We start from the raw sequence: 19,870 nt of genomic DNA on the forward strand, positions 1-19,870 counted from the left end.
AAGGGAGATGTGATCCATGAAAAAAAATATCCTGCTCTGTGTAACCGGAGGAATTGCAGTTTATAAGGCAGTTGCGCTGACGAGCAAATTAAGTCAGTCGGATTTCAATGTAAAAATAATCCTGACGAAAAGTGCAATGGAATTCGTGACCCCTCTGACATTTCAGGTTATGTCACGCAATGATGTCTACTATGATACATTTGACGAAAAAGATTCAAAAAAAATAGCTCATATTGATTTGGCGGATTGGGCAGATTTAATTGTAATCGCACCAGCTACTGCAAATGCAATAGGGAAACTCGCCAACGGAATTGCTGATGATATGGTTTCAACTACCCTATTGGCAGCAACGGCTCCAGTGTGGATAGCTCCAGCCATGAATGTTCATATGTACGACCATCCGGCTGTGAAAAATAATATTGCCACCCTTTATTCCTATGGATACCGGTTCATTGAACCGTCTGAGGGCTTTTTAGCATGCGGCTACGTCGGAAAAGGCAGACTTGAAGAACCGGAAAAAATCGTTGAATTAATTAGAAAAAAATTCCAGCACGATAAAGGAAGTTTGTCAGGGAAGCATGTATTAATTACAGCAGGACCAACAAGGGAACATGTTGATCCTGTCCGTTTTTTTACCAACCATTCAACGGGTAAAATGGGATACGCGATCGCCCAAACAGCTGTTGAGCTTGGGGCAAAAGTGACTCTTATCTCAGGACCGGTGGCCTTGAAAGAACCTGAAGGAGCAGAAGTGATCTCAATAGAAACCGCTGAAGAGATGAAACAGGCAGTCATGGAGCACTTTTCATCTGCAGATATCGTGATTAAAAGTGCAGCGGTGGCAGATTACCGGCCGGCTATGCGATATGATGAAAAAATGAAAAAATCAGAGGGGCCGATGTCTCTGGATTTTGAACGAACAGAAGATATTCTAAAATTATTAGGTCAGCAAAAAAAACATCAAATTCTGGTAGGATTCGCTGCAGAAACAGACCATGTTGAGTATAATGCAAAGAAAAAACTGCAATCTAAAAATGCAGATATTATTGTAGCGAATAATATTAAACAAGAGGGCGCAGGCTTTAGCGGTGATACAAATATCGTGACCCTTTATTTTAAAAATGGAGAAAAGAAAGAACTCCCCCTTCTGTCAAAGCACCAGGTTGCTGAAAAACTTTTCGTTGAAATCGGCCTGATGAATACACCGTCTAAAAGGATTGATACTGAATGATTGCCTCGGTCATTGTAGATGTACCCGCAAAACAGACGGACCGGCCATTTGATTACAAAGTGCCTGATCACCTGCAGGGAATAATAAAAACAGGCATGAGGGTGGTTGTTCCGTTCGGCCCTAGGAAAATACAGGGGTTTGTGATTGATTTTCAAGAGAAGTCTTCTTTTAGCAATTTAAAAGAAATTGAAGAAGTACTGGATATTGTGCCGGTTTTGAATGATGAATTAATGTCACTATCTTATTGGCTTTCAGAAGAGACCTTATGCTTTCGGATATCCGCTATGCAGGTCATGCTTCCAGCTGCTATGAAAGCAAAGTATGAAAAAATTTTTCAACCTCTAGCAAACAAAGAAGCTCTTCCGGAGGCGGTGTCTTCTTTATTAAATAGAGAGGGCTGTCTGCCATGGAAAGACGCTGTTGCAAATGGACTGCTTAAAATCCTTCAGGAACTGGTAGCTGACGGTAAAATGGATTTACGGTATAAAGTGAAAAGTAAAACCAACTTTAAAAAAATTCGCGTAATTTCCCTTGCTAAATCGAAGGAAGAAAGCGAACAATTACTGGAATCACTTTCAACTTCAGCCCAAAAGCAAAAAAATGTGTTGAGTTATCTATTAGCCAGTCAGGAAAATGTTAAAAGTGTTACTGAAGCTAAAGCCGAAGCAAAGGTGTCTGATTCAACCATTAAAACGATGCTGAACAAGGGGTATCTTACTGAATCTTATCAGGAAGTGTATCGTGATCCTTTTGAGCACCGGTCATTTGAACGTTCTGTTTCCTTTCAGTTAACCGATCAGCAAAGTGCGTCTATTAAACCAATTTTAGAATCTGTAGAGCAGTACAGCCATGATACTTTTTTATTACATGGCGTCACTGGCAGCGGGAAAACTGAAATTTATCTTCAGACGATAGAAAAAGTGCTCAGTCAAAAGCGGCAGGCGATTATGCTTGTGCCTGAGATTTCTCTGACACCTCAGATGGTGGAACGATTTAAAGGGAGATTCGGTGAACAGGTAGCTGTGATGCACAGCGGTTTATCGGTTGGAGAAAAGTATGATGAATGGCGAAAGATTCACCGAAAAGAAGTCAACGTGGTTGTTGGAGCGAGGTCGGCTGTGTTTGCCCCTTTTGAAAAACTTGGCGTTATCATAATTGATGAAGAGCATGAATCAAGTTATAAGCAGGAGGACGCCCCTCGATATCATGCAAGGGATGTGGCAATTGAAAGAGCGAAGCGTCATGACTGCCCTGTTATTTTGGGCAGTGCTACACCTTCGCTCGAAAGCTTTGCGAGAGCACAGAAGGGAAATTACAAGCTGCTGACATTGTCTAAACGAATGAATAACCAGGCAATGCCCAGAGTCTCTATAATCGATATGAGAGAAGAGTTAAGAGAAGGAAATCGTTCCATGTTTTCCCGTGAGTTATTGGAACAGCTGCAGAAACGCCTGGAGAAAAAGGAACAAACCGTTTTATTTTTAAACCGGCGGGGCCACTCTTCTTTTATCATGTGCAGAGACTGCGGATATGTCATGCAATGCCCCCATTGTGAAGTATCGATGACTTATCACCGGAATTCTGAAAAAATGAAATGTCATTATTGCGGAGAAGAGGCGCATGTTCCCTCTACTTGTCCGGAATGTCAAAGTGAACATATCCGGTATTTTGGAACAGGCACTCAAAAAGTCGAAGAAGAATTAACTAAATTAGTCCCCCATGCAAGAGTCATCCGGATGGACGTCGATACGACTACACGCAAAGGCTCGCATGAAAAGCTCCTGACTGCTTTTGGTGAAGGTCAGGCGGACATTCTGCTTGGCACCCAGATGATTGCTAAAGGTCTTGATTTTCCAAATATTACGCTCGTAGGTGTTCTCAGTGCAGATACCATGCTTCATTTGCCTGATTTTCGTTCTGCAGAAAAAACCTTTCAGCTTCTAACTCAAGTGAGCGGACGTGCAGGCAGACATGAAAAAGAAGGAGAGGTCGTCATCCAAACCTACACGCCTGAGCATTTTTCCATCGATTTGGCAAAAACACAGCAATTTGAGCTGTTTTATAACCAGGAAATGACGATGAGAAAATTAGGTCAATACCCCCCTTTTTATTTTATGGCGCTTATTACAATCAGTCACGAAAATGTGTTAAAAGTCGTTTCCGTAAGTGAAGAAATCAGCCAGCTATTAAAGCAAAAATTATCATCTCAGGCCGTTATTTTGGGACCCGTTGCTTCACCAATCGCCAGAATACAAAATAGATATCGTTATCAATGTTTGATAAAATACAAAAAAGAAGAAGGCTTAAAACCATTACTGAAAGCGATTTTAAATGATTATCAATCGGCTAAAAAAGATTCTGTAATGATTCATATAGATGTGCAGCCATACATCATGATGTGAGGAAAGTCGTCAAGGAGGATATTGATTTGTCAATTTTAGATATAGTTAAGCATCCGGATAATCGTCTGGAGAAGGAATGCGAAACGGTTACCGAATTTACAGAGGATCTTTATCTGCTGCTGGATAATCTTTATGAAACGATGATTCACAGCGATGGAGTTGGTATAGCTGCTCCGCAGGTGGGAGTATGCAAAAAAGCTGCCATCGTGGATCTTGATGACGATGAAGGAACGCTTGAAATGATTAATCCAGTAATCACACATACTACCGGCAGTGATATTGACGTGGAAGGCTGCCTTAGCTTTCCTGGCCTATACGGTGAAGTGGAACGGGCGGATAAAATTAACTTAAAAGCGCAGAACCGACAGGGAGAATGGTATGAGCTTGAAGCAGAAGGCTATATGGCAAGAGCCATTCAGCATGAAGTAGATCATTTATACGGAGTTCTGTTTACTTCAAAAGTCATCCGTTACATCAGCGAGGAAGAAATGGAAGGGTGGGAAGAAGAATGATGAAAGTGATCTTTATGGGTACTCCCGATTTTTCAGTTCCCATTCTTGAGCAGCTAATCGAAGATAAAATGGATGTTATTGCAGTGGTCACACAGCCGGATCGCCCTTCAGGCAGAAAAAAAATACTGACACCGCCGCCTGTAAAGGTGGAAGCATTAAGCCGGAATATACCGGTCATTCAGCCGGAAAAATTGAAGGGATCTGAAGAACTTCAAAGGATTATATCGTTAGAGCCTGATATTATTGTAACGGCTGCATTCGGCCAGCTGCTGCCGCCTGAATTACTTACAGCCCCTAAGCTTGGCTGTATAAACGTACATGCATCTCTCCTGCCTGAGCTGAGGGGTGGAGCACCGATTCACCATGCAATCATGCAGGGAAAAAAAGAAACGGGTATTACGATCATGTATATGGCAGAAAAACTTGATGCCGGTGACATCATCAGCCAGGTAAAAGTGGAAATAACAGAGCAGGATGACGTAGCTACATTGCATGATAAGTTAAGCAAAGCAGGTGCAGACCTGCTTTCCCGGACACTTCCGTTGATCGCTGAGCAATCTGCTGAGCGGATAGAACAAAATCACGAGGAAGCGACTTTTGCATGGAATATTAAACGGGAAGAAGAACAGATTGACTGGAGCCGTTCTCAAACAGAAATTTATAACCAAATTCGCGGTCTGTACCCATGGCCTGTAGCTTATACTCTCTACCGGGATAAAACCATGAAAATTTTGAAGGCTGAAAAAATAGAAATAAAACATGATGAAGACCCAGGTGTTATACTGGATAAGACATCCAATGGCCCAATTATTTCCACCGGTGATGGTGCAGCTTTATTAATTACTGAGCTTCAGCCTTTTGGAAAAAAGAAAATGAGGGCTGCAGACTTTTTAAGAGGTGCAGGGTCTGACATGGAAATAGGGGAAAGAGTGGGAAAACAAAATGAGTAACACAACAGCGAGAGAAGCGGCACTGGAAATATTAGAACAAATTGATAAAAATCAATCCTACAGCAACTTGCTGCTCAATCATGCCATTAAGAAGTTTTCTATTAAAGGCCCGGATACAGGTCTTTTAACAGAACTGACATACGGAACCCTTCAGCGTAAACTGACACTGGATTATTTCCTGGCGCCTTTTGTTAAAAAAAAGATTGAAAACTGGGTAAGAAATTTACTGCGCTTGAGCTTATATCAAATGCTTTATTTAGACCGGGTGCCTGAAAGAGCAGCCATTCATGAGGCAGTGGAGATTGCAAAAAAAAGAGGTCATAAGGGAGTTGCCGGACTGGTAAACGGCATACTCAGATCGATTCAGCGGGAAGGCGCGCCTTCTCTGAACAAGATCAAGGATCCGATCGAGCGTCTGTCAATTGAAACAAGTCACCCATACTGGCTTGCAGCGCGCTGGCACAAACAATATGGAATGGAAAAAACAAAAGCCATGTGTGAAAAGAATCTGCTTGCACCTGTTCAAACTGCACGTGTCAATACATTAAAAACCACGAGGGAATCCATATTAGAGCAGTTAAATGAAGAAGGAATTGAAGCACAGGCAAGCAGCATCATTCCGGAAGGGATCTCAATCACGAGGGGAAATATTGCTCATACAAACGCCTATAAATCCGGTATGCTGACCATTCAGGATGAAAGCTCCATGCTTGTTGCTTATGCTTTAAATCCTCAGCCAGGTGAAACAATCCTTGATATGTGTGCAGCACCGGGGGGCAAAACAACTCATCTTGCTCAGAAAATGAAAAATGAAGGACAGATTATTGCGATGGATCTCCATCCTCATAAAATTAAGCTGATAGATGACAACGCCAACCGTTTGGGGATTGAGTGTATTGAAGGCGCTGCCCTTGATGCCCGGGAGGCTGGAAGAAAATTTAAGCCGGGTTCGTTTGACCGCGTGTTAGTTGATGCACCCTGCAGCGGCTTGGGAGTAGTAAGAAGAAAACCGGATATTAAATATGCTAAATCTGAAAAAGACCTTGAAGGATTAACCGTTGTACAGAAATCTTTACTAGCAGCTGCAGTTGATATGGTAAAACCGGGCGGAAGACTTGTTTACAGTACCTGTACAGTCGATCATGCTGAAAATAGTGACATGGTTGCACATTTTCTAGGTGAACATCCTGAAATGGAGCTGACTGCAATGGAGAATCTTCCGGATCACGTAAAGCCGTTGATACAAGATGATATTCTGCAGGTTTTCCCTCAGGATTTTAATGGTGACGGCTTTTTCATTGCCTGTTTTGAAAAGAAAAGGCAGTAAATCGAAGCTGCCTCGAACCACCGGCTGATATATTAGAGCAATAATCCGTTAGAAGCTGTATTCCACCGCCCAAATTTTATTAGAAGTCAGGTAAGGTGTGTAATCCAGCTGTTCTCAGTGTGGAGAAGTACAGCTTAATTTGCAAGACTACAAATGAGGTGACAAAACGTGCAGTCTGCTTTCATTAGCGATCAAGGAAAAGTACGTCGTTTAAATGAAGATGCGGGGGGTATTTATTTACACCCGCAAGGACATTTGCTGGCCGTCGTAGCAGATGGCATGGGAGGACACAGAGCAGGAGACGTTGCCAGTAAAATGGCAGTTAATAAAATTCATGAACTATGGATGGACAGTCCTGCCATTATAAAGCCCGTAGATGCTGAAAGATGGCTTCAGTCAAGTATTGAAAACATAAATGAAAATTTACATCTTTATGCAAAGGCCAATAAAGATTGTGAAGGAATGGGAACTACAATTGTAGCTGCAATTTGTACCGATGAATTTGTCACAATTGGAAATGTAGGAGACAGCAGAGGGTACATAATTTCACAAGCAAGAAAAATACGTCAGGTAACAGAAGATCATTCCTTCGTGAATGCGCTTGTTCAATCAGGTGAAATTACAAAACAGGATGCAGAGCATCACCCGAGAAAAAATTTGCTTTTAAAATCACTGGGGTCAGACGGTCTTGTAAAGCCGAGTATATCCACCATCACAATTGATGATGGAAATATTATTTTATTATGCTCGGATGGATTATCGAATAAGCTCGATGAAATTATATTAGCTGATACGATTACTCAGGCAATTTCACTTAATGAGCGCGCTTCAAAAATGGTTGATATTGCCAATGATAACGGCGGTGAAGATAATATCACCATCGCTGCAGTTGAGTACATTGTCTCCGAAGAAAGCGAGGACAAAAAATGATGATCGGAAAAAGATTAAACGGTCGTTATAAAATTCTTCGATCCATCGGCGGCGGCGGAATGGCAAACGTATTTCTCGCACATGACATGATTTTGGATAGAGATGTGGCAGTAAAAGTACTGCGGCTGGATTACGTGAATGAAAATGATTCAATGAAAAGATTTCAGCGTGAAGCGCAATCTGCCACAAGTTTAACGCACCCCAATATCGTAAGCATGTATGATGTGGGGGACGAAGATGATCAATACTATCTCGTTATGGAGTATGTAGAGGGGATGACGTTAAAAGAATATATTCAGCATCACTCACCAGTACCAATGTATGATGCGATTAAAATTATGTCTCAGCTGACTTCTGCTATTTCACATGCGCATCATAACGGCATCATTCACAGAGACATCAAACCTCAAAATATACTAGTAGATCATAATGGCGATATTAAGATCACCGACTTTGGAATTGCAATGGCTTTAAGTGCAACTTCAATTACCCAAACCAATTCCGTAATGGGGACGGTTCATTATCTATCCCCCGAACAGGCAAGAGGCGGTATTGCAACCAAAAAATCAGATATTTATTCTTTAGGGATTGTCATGTTCGAGCTGATTACGGGACGCTTGCCATTTGAAGGAGAATCTGCGGTTTCAATCGCATTAAAGCATTTGCAATCTGAAATTCCGCCTCCTTCAAAACTGACACCTAATTTGCCGCAGAGTGTGGAAAATGTCATTTTAAAATCTACGACAAAAGATTCTTTCTATCGCTATTCAACCGTGGATGAGATGCATGAGGATCTAAAATCTGTACTTGATGAAGATCGTTTTCATGAGCCCAAATTTATGGTTGAGCCGGATAATGACGCAACAAGAGCAATACCAATTATTCGCAATGAGCGGTCATTTACTGAAGCAGTAGATACTAAAGTTCATAAAGATCAAAATAAAACAAAGATCATGCCAAAAACAGAAGAGCCCCAGGTGAAACAAAAGAAAAAAAGAAAGAAATGGCCCTGGATTCTTGTCCTTGTTCTGCTGCTTCTCTCTGCAGGTACAGCAACGATGGCTGCCCTTGGTGTATTTGGCCCAGCCCGTATAGAAGTACCCAACATTGTAGGAGAACCGCTTAATGAGGGAGAAGAGATTCTGGAAGAAGCAGGGCTTCTGCTCGGTGAAATTGAGTACCAATCAAGCGAAGATGTACCGGAAGATGTCATTATCAGAACTTCTCCAAAGGCGACCAGATCGGTTGATGAGGGTGAAGAAATTAATGTCGTAGTAAGCAGCGGAAAGTCCGAAGTCGAAATGGATGATTACACAGGTAGAATCTATGAGGATATTCAAGATTTAATTGAGGAAATGGGTTTTGAAGAAGTTACTATAGAAGAACAATATGATGCTTCGTCCGAAGGTACAATAATTGACCAGACTCCTGGAAAAGGGAATGAAATAATTCCTAGTGAAACCGAGCTGCAGTTGACAATCAGTTTGGGGGAAGAGACTGCAGTAGTAGAAAATTTAATCGGGAAATCACCTCAGGAAATAGAGGATTTTGAATCTCGAACCGGATTGGTTGTAAACACCACCAGAGAAGAATATTCCTCTGAACAGGCAGAAGGATCGGTACTATCACAGGACCCATCGGAGGGAACCTCTCTTGCAGTCGGCAGTTCAATTAATGTTGTGATCTCACTCGGAGTGGAGCCCCTGCCGCCAAAAGAGATATTTGTGCCGTTGACTATTGAATATAAAGAACCAGAAGAACCTGAAGAACCTGAGGAACCAGAAGAATCTGATCCGGGAGAAGGAGAAGATCCTCCAGAAGTTCCGGGTGACCCAAAACCGCAGACGATCAGAATATTCGTAAAAGACTCAAACCGGACGATGGATGAACCTATCGAAGAATTTACCATTACTGAGACAGTCGAAAGAAGTCTTGAATTATTAATTGGGCCTGGAGAGACGGGAGCCTACCGAGTTGAACGGGATGGCGAAACCATCATAGAAAAAGAAATACCATACGATTCAAACAACTAAATCGTATAAGGAGAGATCGAATGCCGGATGGAAAAATTATGAAAGCTCTTAGCGGCTTTTATTATGTAAAAGATGAGGACAGAGTGGTTCAATGCCGCGGCAGGGGGGTCTTCCGCAAGCAAAAGATCACACCATTAGTTGGAGATTATGTGACATATCAGGCGGAAAATGATCAGGAAGGCTACGTAACAGAAATAGAAAAAAGAAAAAATGAACTTGTTCGTCCTCCCATTGCCAACGTAGATCAGGCCGTTCTGGTTTTTTCTGCTATAGAACCCAGCTTCAGTACGTCATTGCTGGACCGCTTTTTAGTACTGGTTGAAAGTCACCAGATCACGCCGATCATCTGTATATCAAAAATGGATCTTTTATCCAGCGATCAAACGAAAGAAATCGAGCAGTATGCAAAGGAATATGAAAATATCGGTTATATTGTATTGCGCTCATCTGCAAAATGGGAAGATGGTCTCGATACCCTCATTCCTTATCTTGAAGATAAAATATCTGTATTTGCTGGACAATCCGGCGTAGGAAAATCATCCATTTTAAATGCGTTGAGACCTGATCTTGATATAAAAACGGATCAGATTTCTTCTTCCCTTGGGAGAGGCAAGCATACAACCCGGCATGTAGAGCTTCTATCTATCGGAACAGGACTGGTTGCAGACACACCCGGATTCAGTGCACTCGAGTTTAGTGAACTTGAACTTGAGGAACTGCCTTTTTGCTTCCCTGAAATGGTCCATTATGGAGAACAGTGCAAATTCAGAGGGTGTCTTCATATGAATGAACCAAAATGTGCGGTGAAATCTGCAGTAGAGGAAAAGAATATTCCGGAGTACCGCTATCACCATTATCAGCAATTTTATGAGGAAATTAAATCAAGAAAGCCGAGGTATTAACATGGTCAAAATTGCTCCATCTATTTTATCAGCTGATTTTTCGAAGCTGGGAGAAGAAATAAAGGAAGTTGAGAATGGAGGAGCAGACTGGATTCATATCGATGTCATGGATGGCCAGTTTGTTCCGAATATTACGATGGGGTCTTTGGTAGTGAATGCCATTCGCCCGGTCACTTCCCTGATTTTAGATGTTCATTTGATGGTGGTCCAGCCTGAAAATTATATTGAACAATTTGCAAATGCAGGAGCAGATTACATCTCTGTTCATGCAGAAGCTACACATCATTTGCACAGAGCCATTCAGCTCATCCGTGGAAAAGGGGTAAAAGCAGGAGCAGTTATAAACCCGCATACACCCATTCATGCCATTAAGCATGTTTTAGGCGACCTTGATCTTGTTCTTGTTATGACGGTGAATCCCGGCTTTGGAGGACAGGCCTTTATTCCGTCAGCGCTTGAAAAGGTAAGGGAACTGGCACAGCTGAAAAAAGAAGAAGGCTACAGCTTTTTAATTCAAGTAGACGGCGGAGTGAACAAGGATACAATTAAAACATGTAAAGATGCAGGGGCAGAGGTAATGGTTGCAGGATCTGCAGTGTTTGGAGAAAAGGATCGCGAATTAGCCATTAAGCTGTTGAAAAAAGCTTCTAAGGAGTAAATGAATGACCTCACTTCAAAATGAAGTGAGGTCATTCATTTAATGCAGGTACAACCACGAATATAGCGTGAAATCAGATCATATAGATGGAAGGTGAGAACATGATTTATCTTGTTGGCGGGGGTCCGATCGATCATCAGTGGCTAGTCAGCCTGAAGCAAGAGGAAGCCAGATGGATTGGAGTAGATCGTGGAACTGACAAGCTGATAAAAGCAGGTGCTTCAGTAGAAAGAGCGTTTGGAGATTTTGACTCTGTATCAAAGGAGGAGTATGAACGGATTGTTTCATTTGTCCCAACAATTGAAACAGCAGAACCAGAAAAAAATGAGACTGATTTAGAAATGGCTTTAAAATGGGCTCTACAGCAATCGCAGCCCATTCGCTTGATAGGTGTTACCGGAGGGAGACTGGACCATTTTATGGGAAACCTTCAGCTGCTTGTCTCTCACCCGGTGTTAAAACATTCGCATCCTGTTGAGATTCTGGACGAGCAGAATCGGATCGCGGTTTATGAGAAGGGTGAATATGAAATTAGGAACGATACGGCATACCGCTATCTTTCATTCATACCCATTACACAGGAAGTAGAAAAACTCACGTTAACAAGAGTTAAGTACCCTTTGACCGATCACAATGTAAAAATGGGGACGACCCTGACAATCAGCAATGAATTTATTGCACCATCCGCGTCTATTTCGTTTCAATCCGGCATACTTATGATGATAAGAAGCAAGGACAACACTTGATGCATCATCGGAATGGAGGAGATCCACTTGCGATTTTACAGCATAAAATTACCCAGAGTGCTTGGTGGAATTGTAAAAGCAATGCTCGGAGCTTTTAAAAAGCAGGTTTAAACAAATAAGAAGGGGAGCTGACTAGTCAGCTCCCCTTCTTATTATGTTAATTTCAATATTATACGCGCTCTACTTTACCAGATTTCAATGCTCGTGCAGAAACCCATACGCGCTTAGGCTTACCGTCAACAAGAATACGAACTTTTTGAAGGTTAGCGCCCCATGTACGCTTGTTAGCGTTCATAGCGTGGGAGCGAGCGTTGCCTGAACGAGTCTTACGACCAGTAACAACACACTGTTTCGCCATTTAATTCCCCTCCTCACAAATGAAGCTGAAAACATTTGTTTCAATCTTTCACTTAGTCAATCACACCTTAACTAATTTACCATACCTGTTTTCAATATGCAATAGAAATTAACACTCTATCAAGTTTTTTTCCTTTACATCAACGTTGACTGAAGCAGGAGGGAAGAAACAATGAGTCAATATTGTATAATTTTATTATGTAAACTAATTTGATATTGATCATTATCCAACCTTTTATCCGGCTCTGTCGAAGAGAAAAATCAACAGAAAACCTATAATGTCAAGCTCTTTGCCAGTTTAGCTTTTAAATAAAGAGATTGTATAGTAAAATGTCTTTAGCCAAGACAGTATCCAAAGGGGGAGCAAGATATGTCTATTGAATTAACAACAAAGTTTGGACAGATTGATATCTCAAACGAAGTCATTGCAATGGTTGCCGGTGGAGCAGCAATTGAATGCTTCGGGATAGTAGGCATGGCGTCCAAGCACCAGATCAGAGACGGTTTGACAGATATCTTGCGTCGTGAAAATTTTACTCGTGGCGTGATCGTTCGTCAGGAAAACGATAAGGTATTTATTGATATGTACATCGTAGTAAGCTATGGAACTAAAATTTCAGAAGTTGCTCACAATGTGCAATCAACTGTTAAATACACATTGGACAAAACTGTTGGCCTTTCTGTTGAGTCCGTCAATATATATGTTCAGGGAGTTCGTGTAACGAACCCGTAATGAGGAGGAAAGCTTTGTGGTTATTAATGAGTTAAATGGCAGGCAGTTTGCCAAAATGATTTTTCAGGGAGCAACGAATTTGTCCAACAATGCAGATACAGTGGATGCATTAAATGTTTTTCCTGTACCTGATGGCGACACAGGAACGAATATGAATTTATCAATGACATCAGGCTCGAAGGAAGTTCAGGCTAATGTTTCAGATCACTTGGGCAAAGTATCTTCAGCTCTTTCCAAAGGGCTGCTGATGGGCGCGCGTGGAAACTCAGGTGTAATCCTGTCGCAGCTTTTTAGAGGTTTTGGAAAAACCGTTGAAGGTAAAAAAGTGTTAAGCACGGTTGAATTTGCAGAAGCGCTGAATGATGGAGTCGGGTCTGCATATAAAGCGGTAATGAAACCGGTTGAAGGCACCATTCTCACTGTAGCAAAAGATGCAGCTAAAAAGGCAGTGCAGGTGTCTAAAAATGAAGATAATTTCGTTCTTCTTATGGAAGAGATTGTTAAAGAAGCAAAAGCATCATTGAAGCGCACGCCTGATCTTTTACCTGTTTTAAAGGAAGTTGGCGTCGTAGACAGCGGCGGTCAGGGACTCGTACATGTTTATGAAGGATTCCTGGCGGAACTAAAGGGTGAAACAATTGAGGATGCTCCTGTCACTCCTTCTATGGACGAGCTTGTAAGCGCCGAGCATCATATTGGCGTGCAGGGTTTTATGAACACAGAAGACATCGAGTTCGGATATTGTACAGAGTTTATGGTAAAGCTTGAAAAAGAAAAAACATCTCAGCATCCATTCGATGAAACACGGTTTCGAAATGAATTAAGTGAGCTGGGTGATTCACTGCTCGTTATATCAGATGATGAAATGGCTAAGGTCCATATTCATACTGAAGAACCGGGTACAGCTCTTTCATACGGTCAGCGGTACGGCAGTTTAATTAAAATGAAAATTGAAAATATGCGGGAGCAGCATACTGAACTTGTTGGATCAGATTATAGAGCTCCTCAGAAAAATGAAGTCTCTGATGAAAAAAAACCTTATGCAATTATTACGGTTTCTATGGGAGAGGGCATTGCTGAATTATTCAGGAGCATAGGTGCGACTAATGTGATTGAAGGCGGTCAGACGATGAATCCAAGCACCGAGGACATTGTCAGAGCTATTCAAGAAGCAAATGCTGAAAAAGTCATTATTCTGCCTAATAATAAAAATATTATCATGGCGGCTGAACAGGCAGCCCAAGTCGTTGAAATGGAAGCGGTAGTCGTTCCTTCCAAAACAGTTCCGCAAGGCATGTCTGCCATTTTAGCCTTTAACCCTACTGCAGAAATCAGCGACAATTTTGAAGGTATGAAAGAAGCATTGCAGCATGTGAAAACGGGTCAGGTAACGTTTGCCGTTCGTGATACATCCATCGATGGCATTACGATCCAAAAAGATGATCATATGGGGATTTCTGAAGGCAAAATTGTAGTAAGTGATAAAACCAGACTGCAATCTGCAAAAAAACTCCTTTCACATATGATTGATGAAGAGGCAGAAATTCTTACGATCCTGCATGGGGAGGATGCTTCAGAGGACGAAGTGAATGAAATTACTGCGTTTATTGAGGACGAATACCCTGAACTTGAAATTGAAATTCATAATGGAAAGCAGCCTCTCTATTCATATATATTTGCAATTGAATAATGAAATGAATTGAAATCAATTGCTTAAAGAGAGAAAATAGAAGGGTATTCAACCCTTCTATTTTCTATATAAGGGAAGAAAGTGCAAAATGACTGTGAAGGTGTGAAAATTGCATGAAGTACAAAAGTGTATTTGATATTATTGGCCCCATTATGATTGGCCCTTCATCTTCTCATACAGCAGGTGCTGCCAGAATTGGCAAAATGGCCAGAGAGCTTTTCGGCAGAGAACCGGAATGGGCAACTATTTCCTTTTACGGATCGTTTGCCAAAACATTCAGAGGTCATGGCACGGATGTAGCAATGATTGGCGGAATTATGAATTTTGAAACGGATGATGAAAGAATTATTCAAGCATTTGATCATGCAAAAGAGAAAAAAATCCGCATCAAAATACGTGAAGAAGAAGCGGTCACAGACCATCCGAACACGGCAAGGATTAGCCTGGGAGATAAAAATGGTGAAATGGAACTGGTCGGAATCTCCATCGGCGGTGGTAAAATTGAAATCATTGAATTAAATGGATTTGAATTGAAGCTTACAGGTCACCATCCTGCAATTTTAGTTGTCCATGACGACCGGTTCGGCGCAATCGCTGCTGTCTCCAACCTGCTGGCAAGCCATAAGATCAACATCGGTCACATGGATGTATCCCGGAAGGATGTTGGAAAAATGGCGTTAATGACCATTGAAGTTGATCAGAACGTAAACGAAGAGGTCATTAATGAATTAAAAAAGCTTCCAGAAGTCACACAGGTCACAAGAATCGTAAGTTAAATTCGCAATGTAAGGGTTTGATAACGCTTACAAAAAATAGAGGATGGGATAAGATGTTTCGTAATGTTGCAGAACTAGTAGAATTAGCCGAAACAAGCAACAAAAAAATATCTGATATCATGATTGAACAGGAAATGAGCGTAACAAACCGTTCAAGGGAAGAAGTTCTTGCTCAAATGGAGCGGAACTTGTCAGTTATGGAAGAAGCGGTAGAAAAAGGATTGCAAGGAGTAAAATCTCATTCGGGATTAACTGGCGGAGATGCTGTCCTGCTGCAGAAGTACATTGCAGGCGGAAAGTCGCTAAGCGGTGATCTGCTGCTAGACGCGGTAAGCAAAGCGGTAGCTACGAATGAGGTAAATGCAGCTATGGGAACGATCTGTGCCACCCCAACTGCGGGATCGGCTGGTGTGGTTCCTGGTACTTTATTTGCGGTTCAAAGAAAATTGAATCCGACCAGAGAAGAAAAAATCCGCTTTTTATTTACTTCAGGCGCGTTCGGTTTTGTGGTTGCTAATAATGCTTCTATTTCAGGAGCAGCCGGAGGGTGTCAGGCGGAAGTGGGGTCTGCTTCTGGTATGGCTGCCGCCGCAATTGTTGAAATGGCTGGCGGATCACCTGCTCAATGTGCCGAAGCAATGGCGATTACGCTGAAAAACATGCTCGGATTGGTATGTGATCCTGTTGCAGGGTTAGTCGAGGTCCCATGTGTAAAGAGAAATGCTATGGGGGCAGCCAATGCTATGGTGGCAGCAGACATGTCGCTGGCTGGAATAACAAGCCGCATCCCGTGTGATGAAGTCATTGATGCCATGTATAAAATTGGTCAGACGATGCCTGTAGCACTCAGAGAAACAGCGCAGGGCGGTCTCGCGGCTACCCCAACGGGAAGAGAACTGGAAGCGAAAATATTCGGTTTCGCTCTTAATAAAAAGGATTAAACGGTTTGAAGGAATCAGTTTTATCTCTAAACGGAGTGGGGGAAGAAACCGCTCAACAGCTTCGTGACATGGGAATTCATACAATAAATGACTTAATCAATTATCTGCCTTACCGGTATGATGACTTCAGGATGAAGGATTTAACAGAGGCAGCGCACGAAGAGAGAGTAACAGTGGAAGGCCGGGTTCATAGTGAGCCTTCCCTCCAGTTTTTCGGTAAAAAAAAATCCAGACTGACACTCAGGCTTCTAAGCGGTCCACATAGCATAAAGGTGACATTTTTTAATCAGCCTTATCTTAAGAAAAAGCTGAACGTTCAGGACATTTTGACAGTCACCGGAAAATGGGACAGACACCGGCAGATGATTACGGCTCAAACTTATAAAATCGGTCCTCAGCAGGGGGAAGAAGAGTTTTCACCTGTTTATCCGCTAAAAGGTTTGATGACAAATCGTACATTGAAAAAATTAATTCATCAGGCGCTTGCCAGGTGTGCGGATTCAATAGCTGACCCGATTCCTGAGGAATTGATAGCTAAATATAAATTGCCCGGGAGACGAGAGGCATTGGAAGGAATGCACTTTCCAACCGATACTGAAACGATGAAACAAGCAAGAAGGCGGTTTGTTTACGAGGAATTCTTTCTTTTTCAGTTAAAGATGCAGGCTTTAAGAAAGGTAGAAAGAGAGCAGTCAAAAGGCATCTCAATCGACTACATCAAAGATGATCTGACGGCTTTTATTTCAAGACTGCCCTTTCCATTAACAAATGCCCAAAAAAGAGTGCTAAAAGAAATCCTTAAAGATCTTAAATCCCCACACCGCATGAACCGTCTTCTCCAGGGAGATGTGGGGTCCGGGAAGACTGTGGTGGCTGCGATTTCCCTCCTTGCTGTTATTACAGCCGGCTATCAGGGAGCATTAATGGTCCCTACTGAAATTTTGGCAGAGCAGCACGCGGAATCATTAAATGAATTATTTCAGCCGATCGGAGTAACCGTTGCCCTCCTTACTAGTTCGGTGAAAGGAAAACGCAGGACGCTTCTTTTGGAAAAGTTGGCTGCAGGGGAAATTGATATATTAATAGGTACGCACGCCCTGATACAGGATGAGGTGGATTTTAAGCACTTAGGTCTTGTGATCACAGACGAGCAGCATCGGTTTGGAGTAAACCAGCGAAGGGTTTTGCGTGAAAAAGGAGAAAACCCTGATGTTTTATTTATGACGGCAACTCCTATTCCGAGAACGCTTGCCATTACAGTGTTTGGTGAAATGGATGTATCGATCATTGATGAGATGCCAGCTGGCAGAAAACCGATTCAAACCTATTGGGCAAAAGAAAATATGCTCGATCGTATTCTGGTTTTTATGGAAAAAGAGCTTTCTAACGGCCGGCAGGTTTATGTCATTTGTCCCCTTATAGAAGAATCTGAAAAACTGGATGTGCAAAATGCGATAGATGTTCATGTGCAGCTTGAGCAATATTTTTTTGACAGATATTCAGTAGGGCTTATGCATGGCAGACTGCATGCTGACGAAAAAGAACGGGTCATGAAAGCATTTAGTGAAAATCAATTTCATGTACTGGTTTCAACCACGGTTGTAGAAGTAGGCGTTAATGTACCTAATGCATCTTTAATGGTGATCTATGATGCGGAACGGTTTGGTTTATCGCAGCTTCATCAGTTGAGAGGCAGAGTTGGGAGAGGCAGCGATCAATCTTACTGCATCCTCCTAGCAGACCCTAAGAACGAAGTGGGAAAAGAACGGATGAAAATCATGACTGAAACTAATGATGGTTTCGTATTAAGTGAAAAGGACCTTGAATTAAGAGGTCCGGGGGATTTTTTCGGGAGAAAACAAAGCGGCCTTCCCGAATTTAAAGTAGCGGATATGGTTCACGATTACAGGGCATTGGAAATTGCGAGGGACGATGCCCACAAGCTGATTGAAAGCCGTGAATTCTGGAATGAACAGCGATTCGAACTGCTAAAAGCGATTCTCGTGGAGGATGGTATATTGAGCGGCAGTAAACTTGATTAGACAGAATGCAGTTGCATTCTGTCTGTTTTATTTATATACTCCTATTAGTACCTAGTGCTAGTAGCGGGCGGTGTTGGAATGAAGTTATCTAAAAAAGAGCGTCAGCTCACTTTACATCAGACAATCACAGATAATCCTTTTGTAACAGATGATGATCTGGCAAAACGGTTCGGCGTAAGCGTTCAGACAATCCGTCTTGACCGGATGGAATTATCAATACCTGAACTCCGGGAGCGGATAAAATCAGTAGCAGAACAAACATTTGAAGATGAGGTGCGTTCTCTGCCGATTGATGAAGTGATTGGTGAAGTGATTGATATAGAACTCGATAAAAGCGGAATCTCAATTTTTGATGTGAAAGAAGAACATGTTTTTCAGCGCAATCAGATTACAAGGGGACATCACCTTTTTGCTCAGGCCAACTCTCTTGCTGTTGCTTTAATCAATGATGAGCTTGCCCTGACAGCTAGGGCCAATCTGCTTTTCAGCAAGCCTGTACAAATGGGCGACAGGGTAGTAGCAAAAGCGAAGGTGAGCCATAGAGATATGCATAGAACCACTGTGGAAGTGATGTCTTATGTAGACAAAACGCTGGTGTTCAAAGGAGAATTTGAAATGTATCGCTCCACATCTCAATTAGGGGAGGAGAATTGAAATGAAAATAGCAGTTGATGCAATGGGCGGCGACCACGCGCCAAAAGAGGTCGTTCTCGGTGTAATGAAAGCAGTAAAAGAAAATCCTTCCATTCACATAAAATTATATGGCGACAGTGAAGCCATTAATGCACATCTGACCGATAAGCAGAATATTGAAGTTATACATACTAAAGAAAAAATATTAAGTACGGATGAGCCGGTAAGAGCAGTTCGAAGAAAAAAAGAAGCTTCAATGGTTTTAATGGCACAGGCGGTTAAAGACGGACAGGCCCAGGCATGTGTATCAGCCGGAAATACCGGGGCTTTAATGGCAGCGGGGCTTTTTGTTGTGGGCCGAATAAGCGGGATCGAAAGACCAGCTCTTGCCCCTACGCTTCCGACTATGGACGGCAGAGGATTTGTGATGCTTGATTTAGGGGCAAATGCTGATGCCAAACCTGAGCATCTGCTTCAATATGCCATGATGGGAAGCATCTATGCAGAAAAGGTCAGAGGCATTTCCAATCCAACAGTGGGGCTTTTAAATATAGGAACTGAAGAAGGAAAAGGAAACGAACTGACTAAAGCAACTTACCTCCTGCTTAAAGAATCTGGGTTGAATTTTATTGGAAATGTAGAATCCAGAGACCTGCTTAATGGAGCTGCAGATGTTGTCGTAACAGATGGGTTTACAGGCAATATGGTACTTAAAACACTGGAAGGTACTGCGCAGGCGATCTTTGGAATGTTAAAAGAAACATTCTCCTCTTCATTGAAATCCAAGCTTGCAGCTGGCCTTGTGCAAAATGATTTACGCGGGCTTAAAAGCAAAATGGATTACACTGAATATGGCGGAGCAGCTTTGTTTGGCTTGAATGCCCCGGTAATCAAAGCACACGGGTCATCAAATGAACATGCGATTTATAATGCTGTTAAGCAGGCTAACAGCATGGCTGAAGAACATGTCGGCCAGCTAATTTCTGAAGCAATAAAAACAAAGTAAA

General features: G+C 42.2%; 19 protein-coding genes. 18 read left to right on the forward strand and 1 reads right to left on the reverse strand.

Annotation, left to right across the window (positions count from 1 at the left end):
- Positions 1–16 precede the first annotated feature (16 nt).
- From coaBC to spoVM, 11 genes are all read left to right on the forward strand, one after another.
- Positions 17–1,231, forward strand: a complete 1,215-nt coding sequence (gene coaBC, locus P6709_RS00665; RefSeq protein WP_278238953.1) for a bifunctional phosphopantothenoylcysteine decarboxylase/phosphopantothenate--cysteine ligase CoaBC — start codon at positions 17–19, stop codon at positions 1,229–1,231.
- Positions 1,228–3,633 carry a primosomal protein N' gene (gene priA / locus P6709_RS00670; RefSeq protein WP_278238954.1) on the forward strand — a complete coding sequence of 802 codons (2,406 nt, stop codon included), beginning with the start codon at positions 1,228–1,230 and terminating at the stop codon, positions 3,631–3,633. Before coaBC ends, priA begins: the two co-directional genes overlap by 4 nt.
- Before the next feature lie 26 nt (positions 3,634–3,659).
- Positions 3,660–4,145, forward strand: coding sequence for a peptide deformylase (gene def, locus P6709_RS00675; RefSeq protein WP_278238955.1), 486 nt, complete (start codon positions 3,660–3,662; stop codon positions 4,143–4,145).
- Positions 4,142–5,095, forward strand: a complete 954-nt coding sequence (gene fmt, locus P6709_RS00680) for a methionyl-tRNA formyltransferase (protein WP_278238956.1) — start codon at positions 4,142–4,144, stop codon at positions 5,093–5,095. The genes def and fmt overlap by 4 nt, the downstream gene beginning before the upstream one ends.
- Entirely contained in the window at positions 5,088–6,422 is a 1,335-nt protein-coding gene (rsmB, locus tag P6709_RS00685; RefSeq protein WP_278238957.1) for a 16S rRNA (cytosine(967)-C(5))-methyltransferase RsmB, read from the forward strand. The genes fmt and rsmB overlap by 8 nt, the downstream gene beginning before the upstream one ends.
- Positions 6,423–6,590: 168 nt before the next feature.
- Entirely contained in the window at positions 6,591–7,352 is a 762-nt protein-coding gene (locus tag P6709_RS00690; RefSeq protein ID WP_278238958.1) for a Stp1/IreP family PP2C-type Ser/Thr phosphatase, read from the forward strand.
- Complete coding sequence (gene pknB, locus P6709_RS00695) at positions 7,349–9,385, forward strand: Stk1 family PASTA domain-containing Ser/Thr kinase (RefSeq protein WP_278238959.1); 2,037 nt, start codon at positions 7,349–7,351, stop codon at positions 9,383–9,385. Before P6709_RS00690 ends, pknB begins: the two co-directional genes overlap by 4 nt.
- Positions 9,386–9,405: 20 nt before the next feature.
- Complete coding sequence (gene rsgA / locus P6709_RS00700; RefSeq protein ID WP_278238960.1) at positions 9,406–10,287, forward strand: ribosome small subunit-dependent GTPase A; 882 nt, start codon at positions 9,406–9,408, stop codon at positions 10,285–10,287.
- 1 nt (position 10,288) lies between these two features.
- Entirely contained in the window at positions 10,289–10,945 is a 657-nt protein-coding gene (gene rpe, locus P6709_RS00705) for a ribulose-phosphate 3-epimerase (protein WP_278238961.1), read from the forward strand.
- Positions 10,946–11,046: 101 nt separating this feature from the next.
- Entirely contained in the window at positions 11,047–11,691 is a 645-nt protein-coding gene (locus P6709_RS00710; protein WP_278238962.1) for a thiamine diphosphokinase, read from the forward strand.
- A gap of 12 nt (positions 11,692–11,703) precedes the next feature.
- Positions 11,704–11,802, forward strand: coding sequence for a stage V sporulation protein SpoVM (spoVM, locus tag P6709_RS00715; protein WP_278238963.1), 99 nt, complete (start codon positions 11,704–11,706; stop codon positions 11,800–11,802).
- 58 nt (positions 11,803–11,860) lie between these two features.
- Here the strand turns inward: spoVM and rpmB are convergent, their stop codons facing one another.
- The gene (gene rpmB, locus P6709_RS00720) at positions 11,861–12,049 is read right to left on the reverse strand and encodes a 50S ribosomal protein L28 (RefSeq protein ID WP_039808810.1); all 189 of its coding nucleotides are present in this window, start codon (positions 12,047–12,049) and stop codon (positions 11,861–11,863) included.
- Between the two features lie 369 nt (positions 12,050–12,418).
- On the opposite strand from rpmB, the gene P6709_RS00725 reads away from it, so the two are divergent.
- The 7 genes from P6709_RS00725 to plsX all read left to right on the forward strand — a co-directional run bounded on the left by P6709_RS00725 (position 12,419) and on the right by plsX (position 19,869).
- The gene (locus tag P6709_RS00725) at positions 12,419–12,781 is read left to right on the forward strand and encodes an Asp23/Gls24 family envelope stress response protein (protein WP_278238964.1); all 363 of its coding nucleotides are present in this window, start codon (positions 12,419–12,421) and stop codon (positions 12,779–12,781) included.
- Between the two features lie 16 nt (positions 12,782–12,797).
- Positions 12,798–14,471: a DAK2 domain-containing protein gene (locus P6709_RS00730; protein ID WP_278238965.1), complete on the forward strand. Its 1,674-nt coding sequence runs from the start codon at positions 12,798–12,800 to the stop codon at positions 14,469–14,471.
- A 113-nt stretch (positions 14,472–14,584) separates the two neighbouring features.
- Positions 14,585–15,247 (forward strand): L-serine ammonia-lyase, iron-sulfur-dependent subunit beta, encoded by a 663-nt coding sequence (gene sdaAB / locus P6709_RS00735; RefSeq protein ID WP_278238966.1) that lies wholly within the window; start codon positions 14,585–14,587, stop codon positions 15,245–15,247.
- Between the two features lie 53 nt (positions 15,248–15,300).
- The gene (sdaAA, locus tag P6709_RS00740) at positions 15,301–16,188 is read left to right on the forward strand and encodes an L-serine ammonia-lyase, iron-sulfur-dependent, subunit alpha (RefSeq protein WP_278238967.1); all 888 of its coding nucleotides are present in this window, start codon (positions 15,301–15,303) and stop codon (positions 16,186–16,188) included.
- Positions 16,189–16,193: 5 nt separating this feature from the next.
- The gene (recG, locus tag P6709_RS00745; protein WP_278238968.1) at positions 16,194–18,230 is read left to right on the forward strand and encodes an ATP-dependent DNA helicase RecG; all 2,037 of its coding nucleotides are present in this window, start codon (positions 16,194–16,196) and stop codon (positions 18,228–18,230) included.
- Positions 18,231–18,308: 78 nt separating this feature from the next.
- Entirely contained in the window at positions 18,309–18,884 is a 576-nt protein-coding gene (gene fapR / locus P6709_RS00750; RefSeq protein WP_278238969.1) for a transcription factor FapR, read from the forward strand.
- 1 nt (position 18,885) lies between these two features.
- Positions 18,886–19,869 carry a phosphate acyltransferase PlsX gene (gene plsX, locus P6709_RS00755; RefSeq protein ID WP_278238970.1) on the forward strand — a complete coding sequence of 328 codons (984 nt, stop codon included), beginning with the start codon at positions 18,886–18,888 and terminating at the stop codon, positions 19,867–19,869.
- Position 19,870 lies beyond the last annotated feature (1 nt).

Source organism: Jeotgalibacillus sp. ET6 (assembly GCF_029667115.1).
Taxonomy (GTDB): domain Bacteria; phylum Bacillota; class Bacilli; order Bacillales; family Jeotgalibacillaceae; genus Jeotgalibacillus.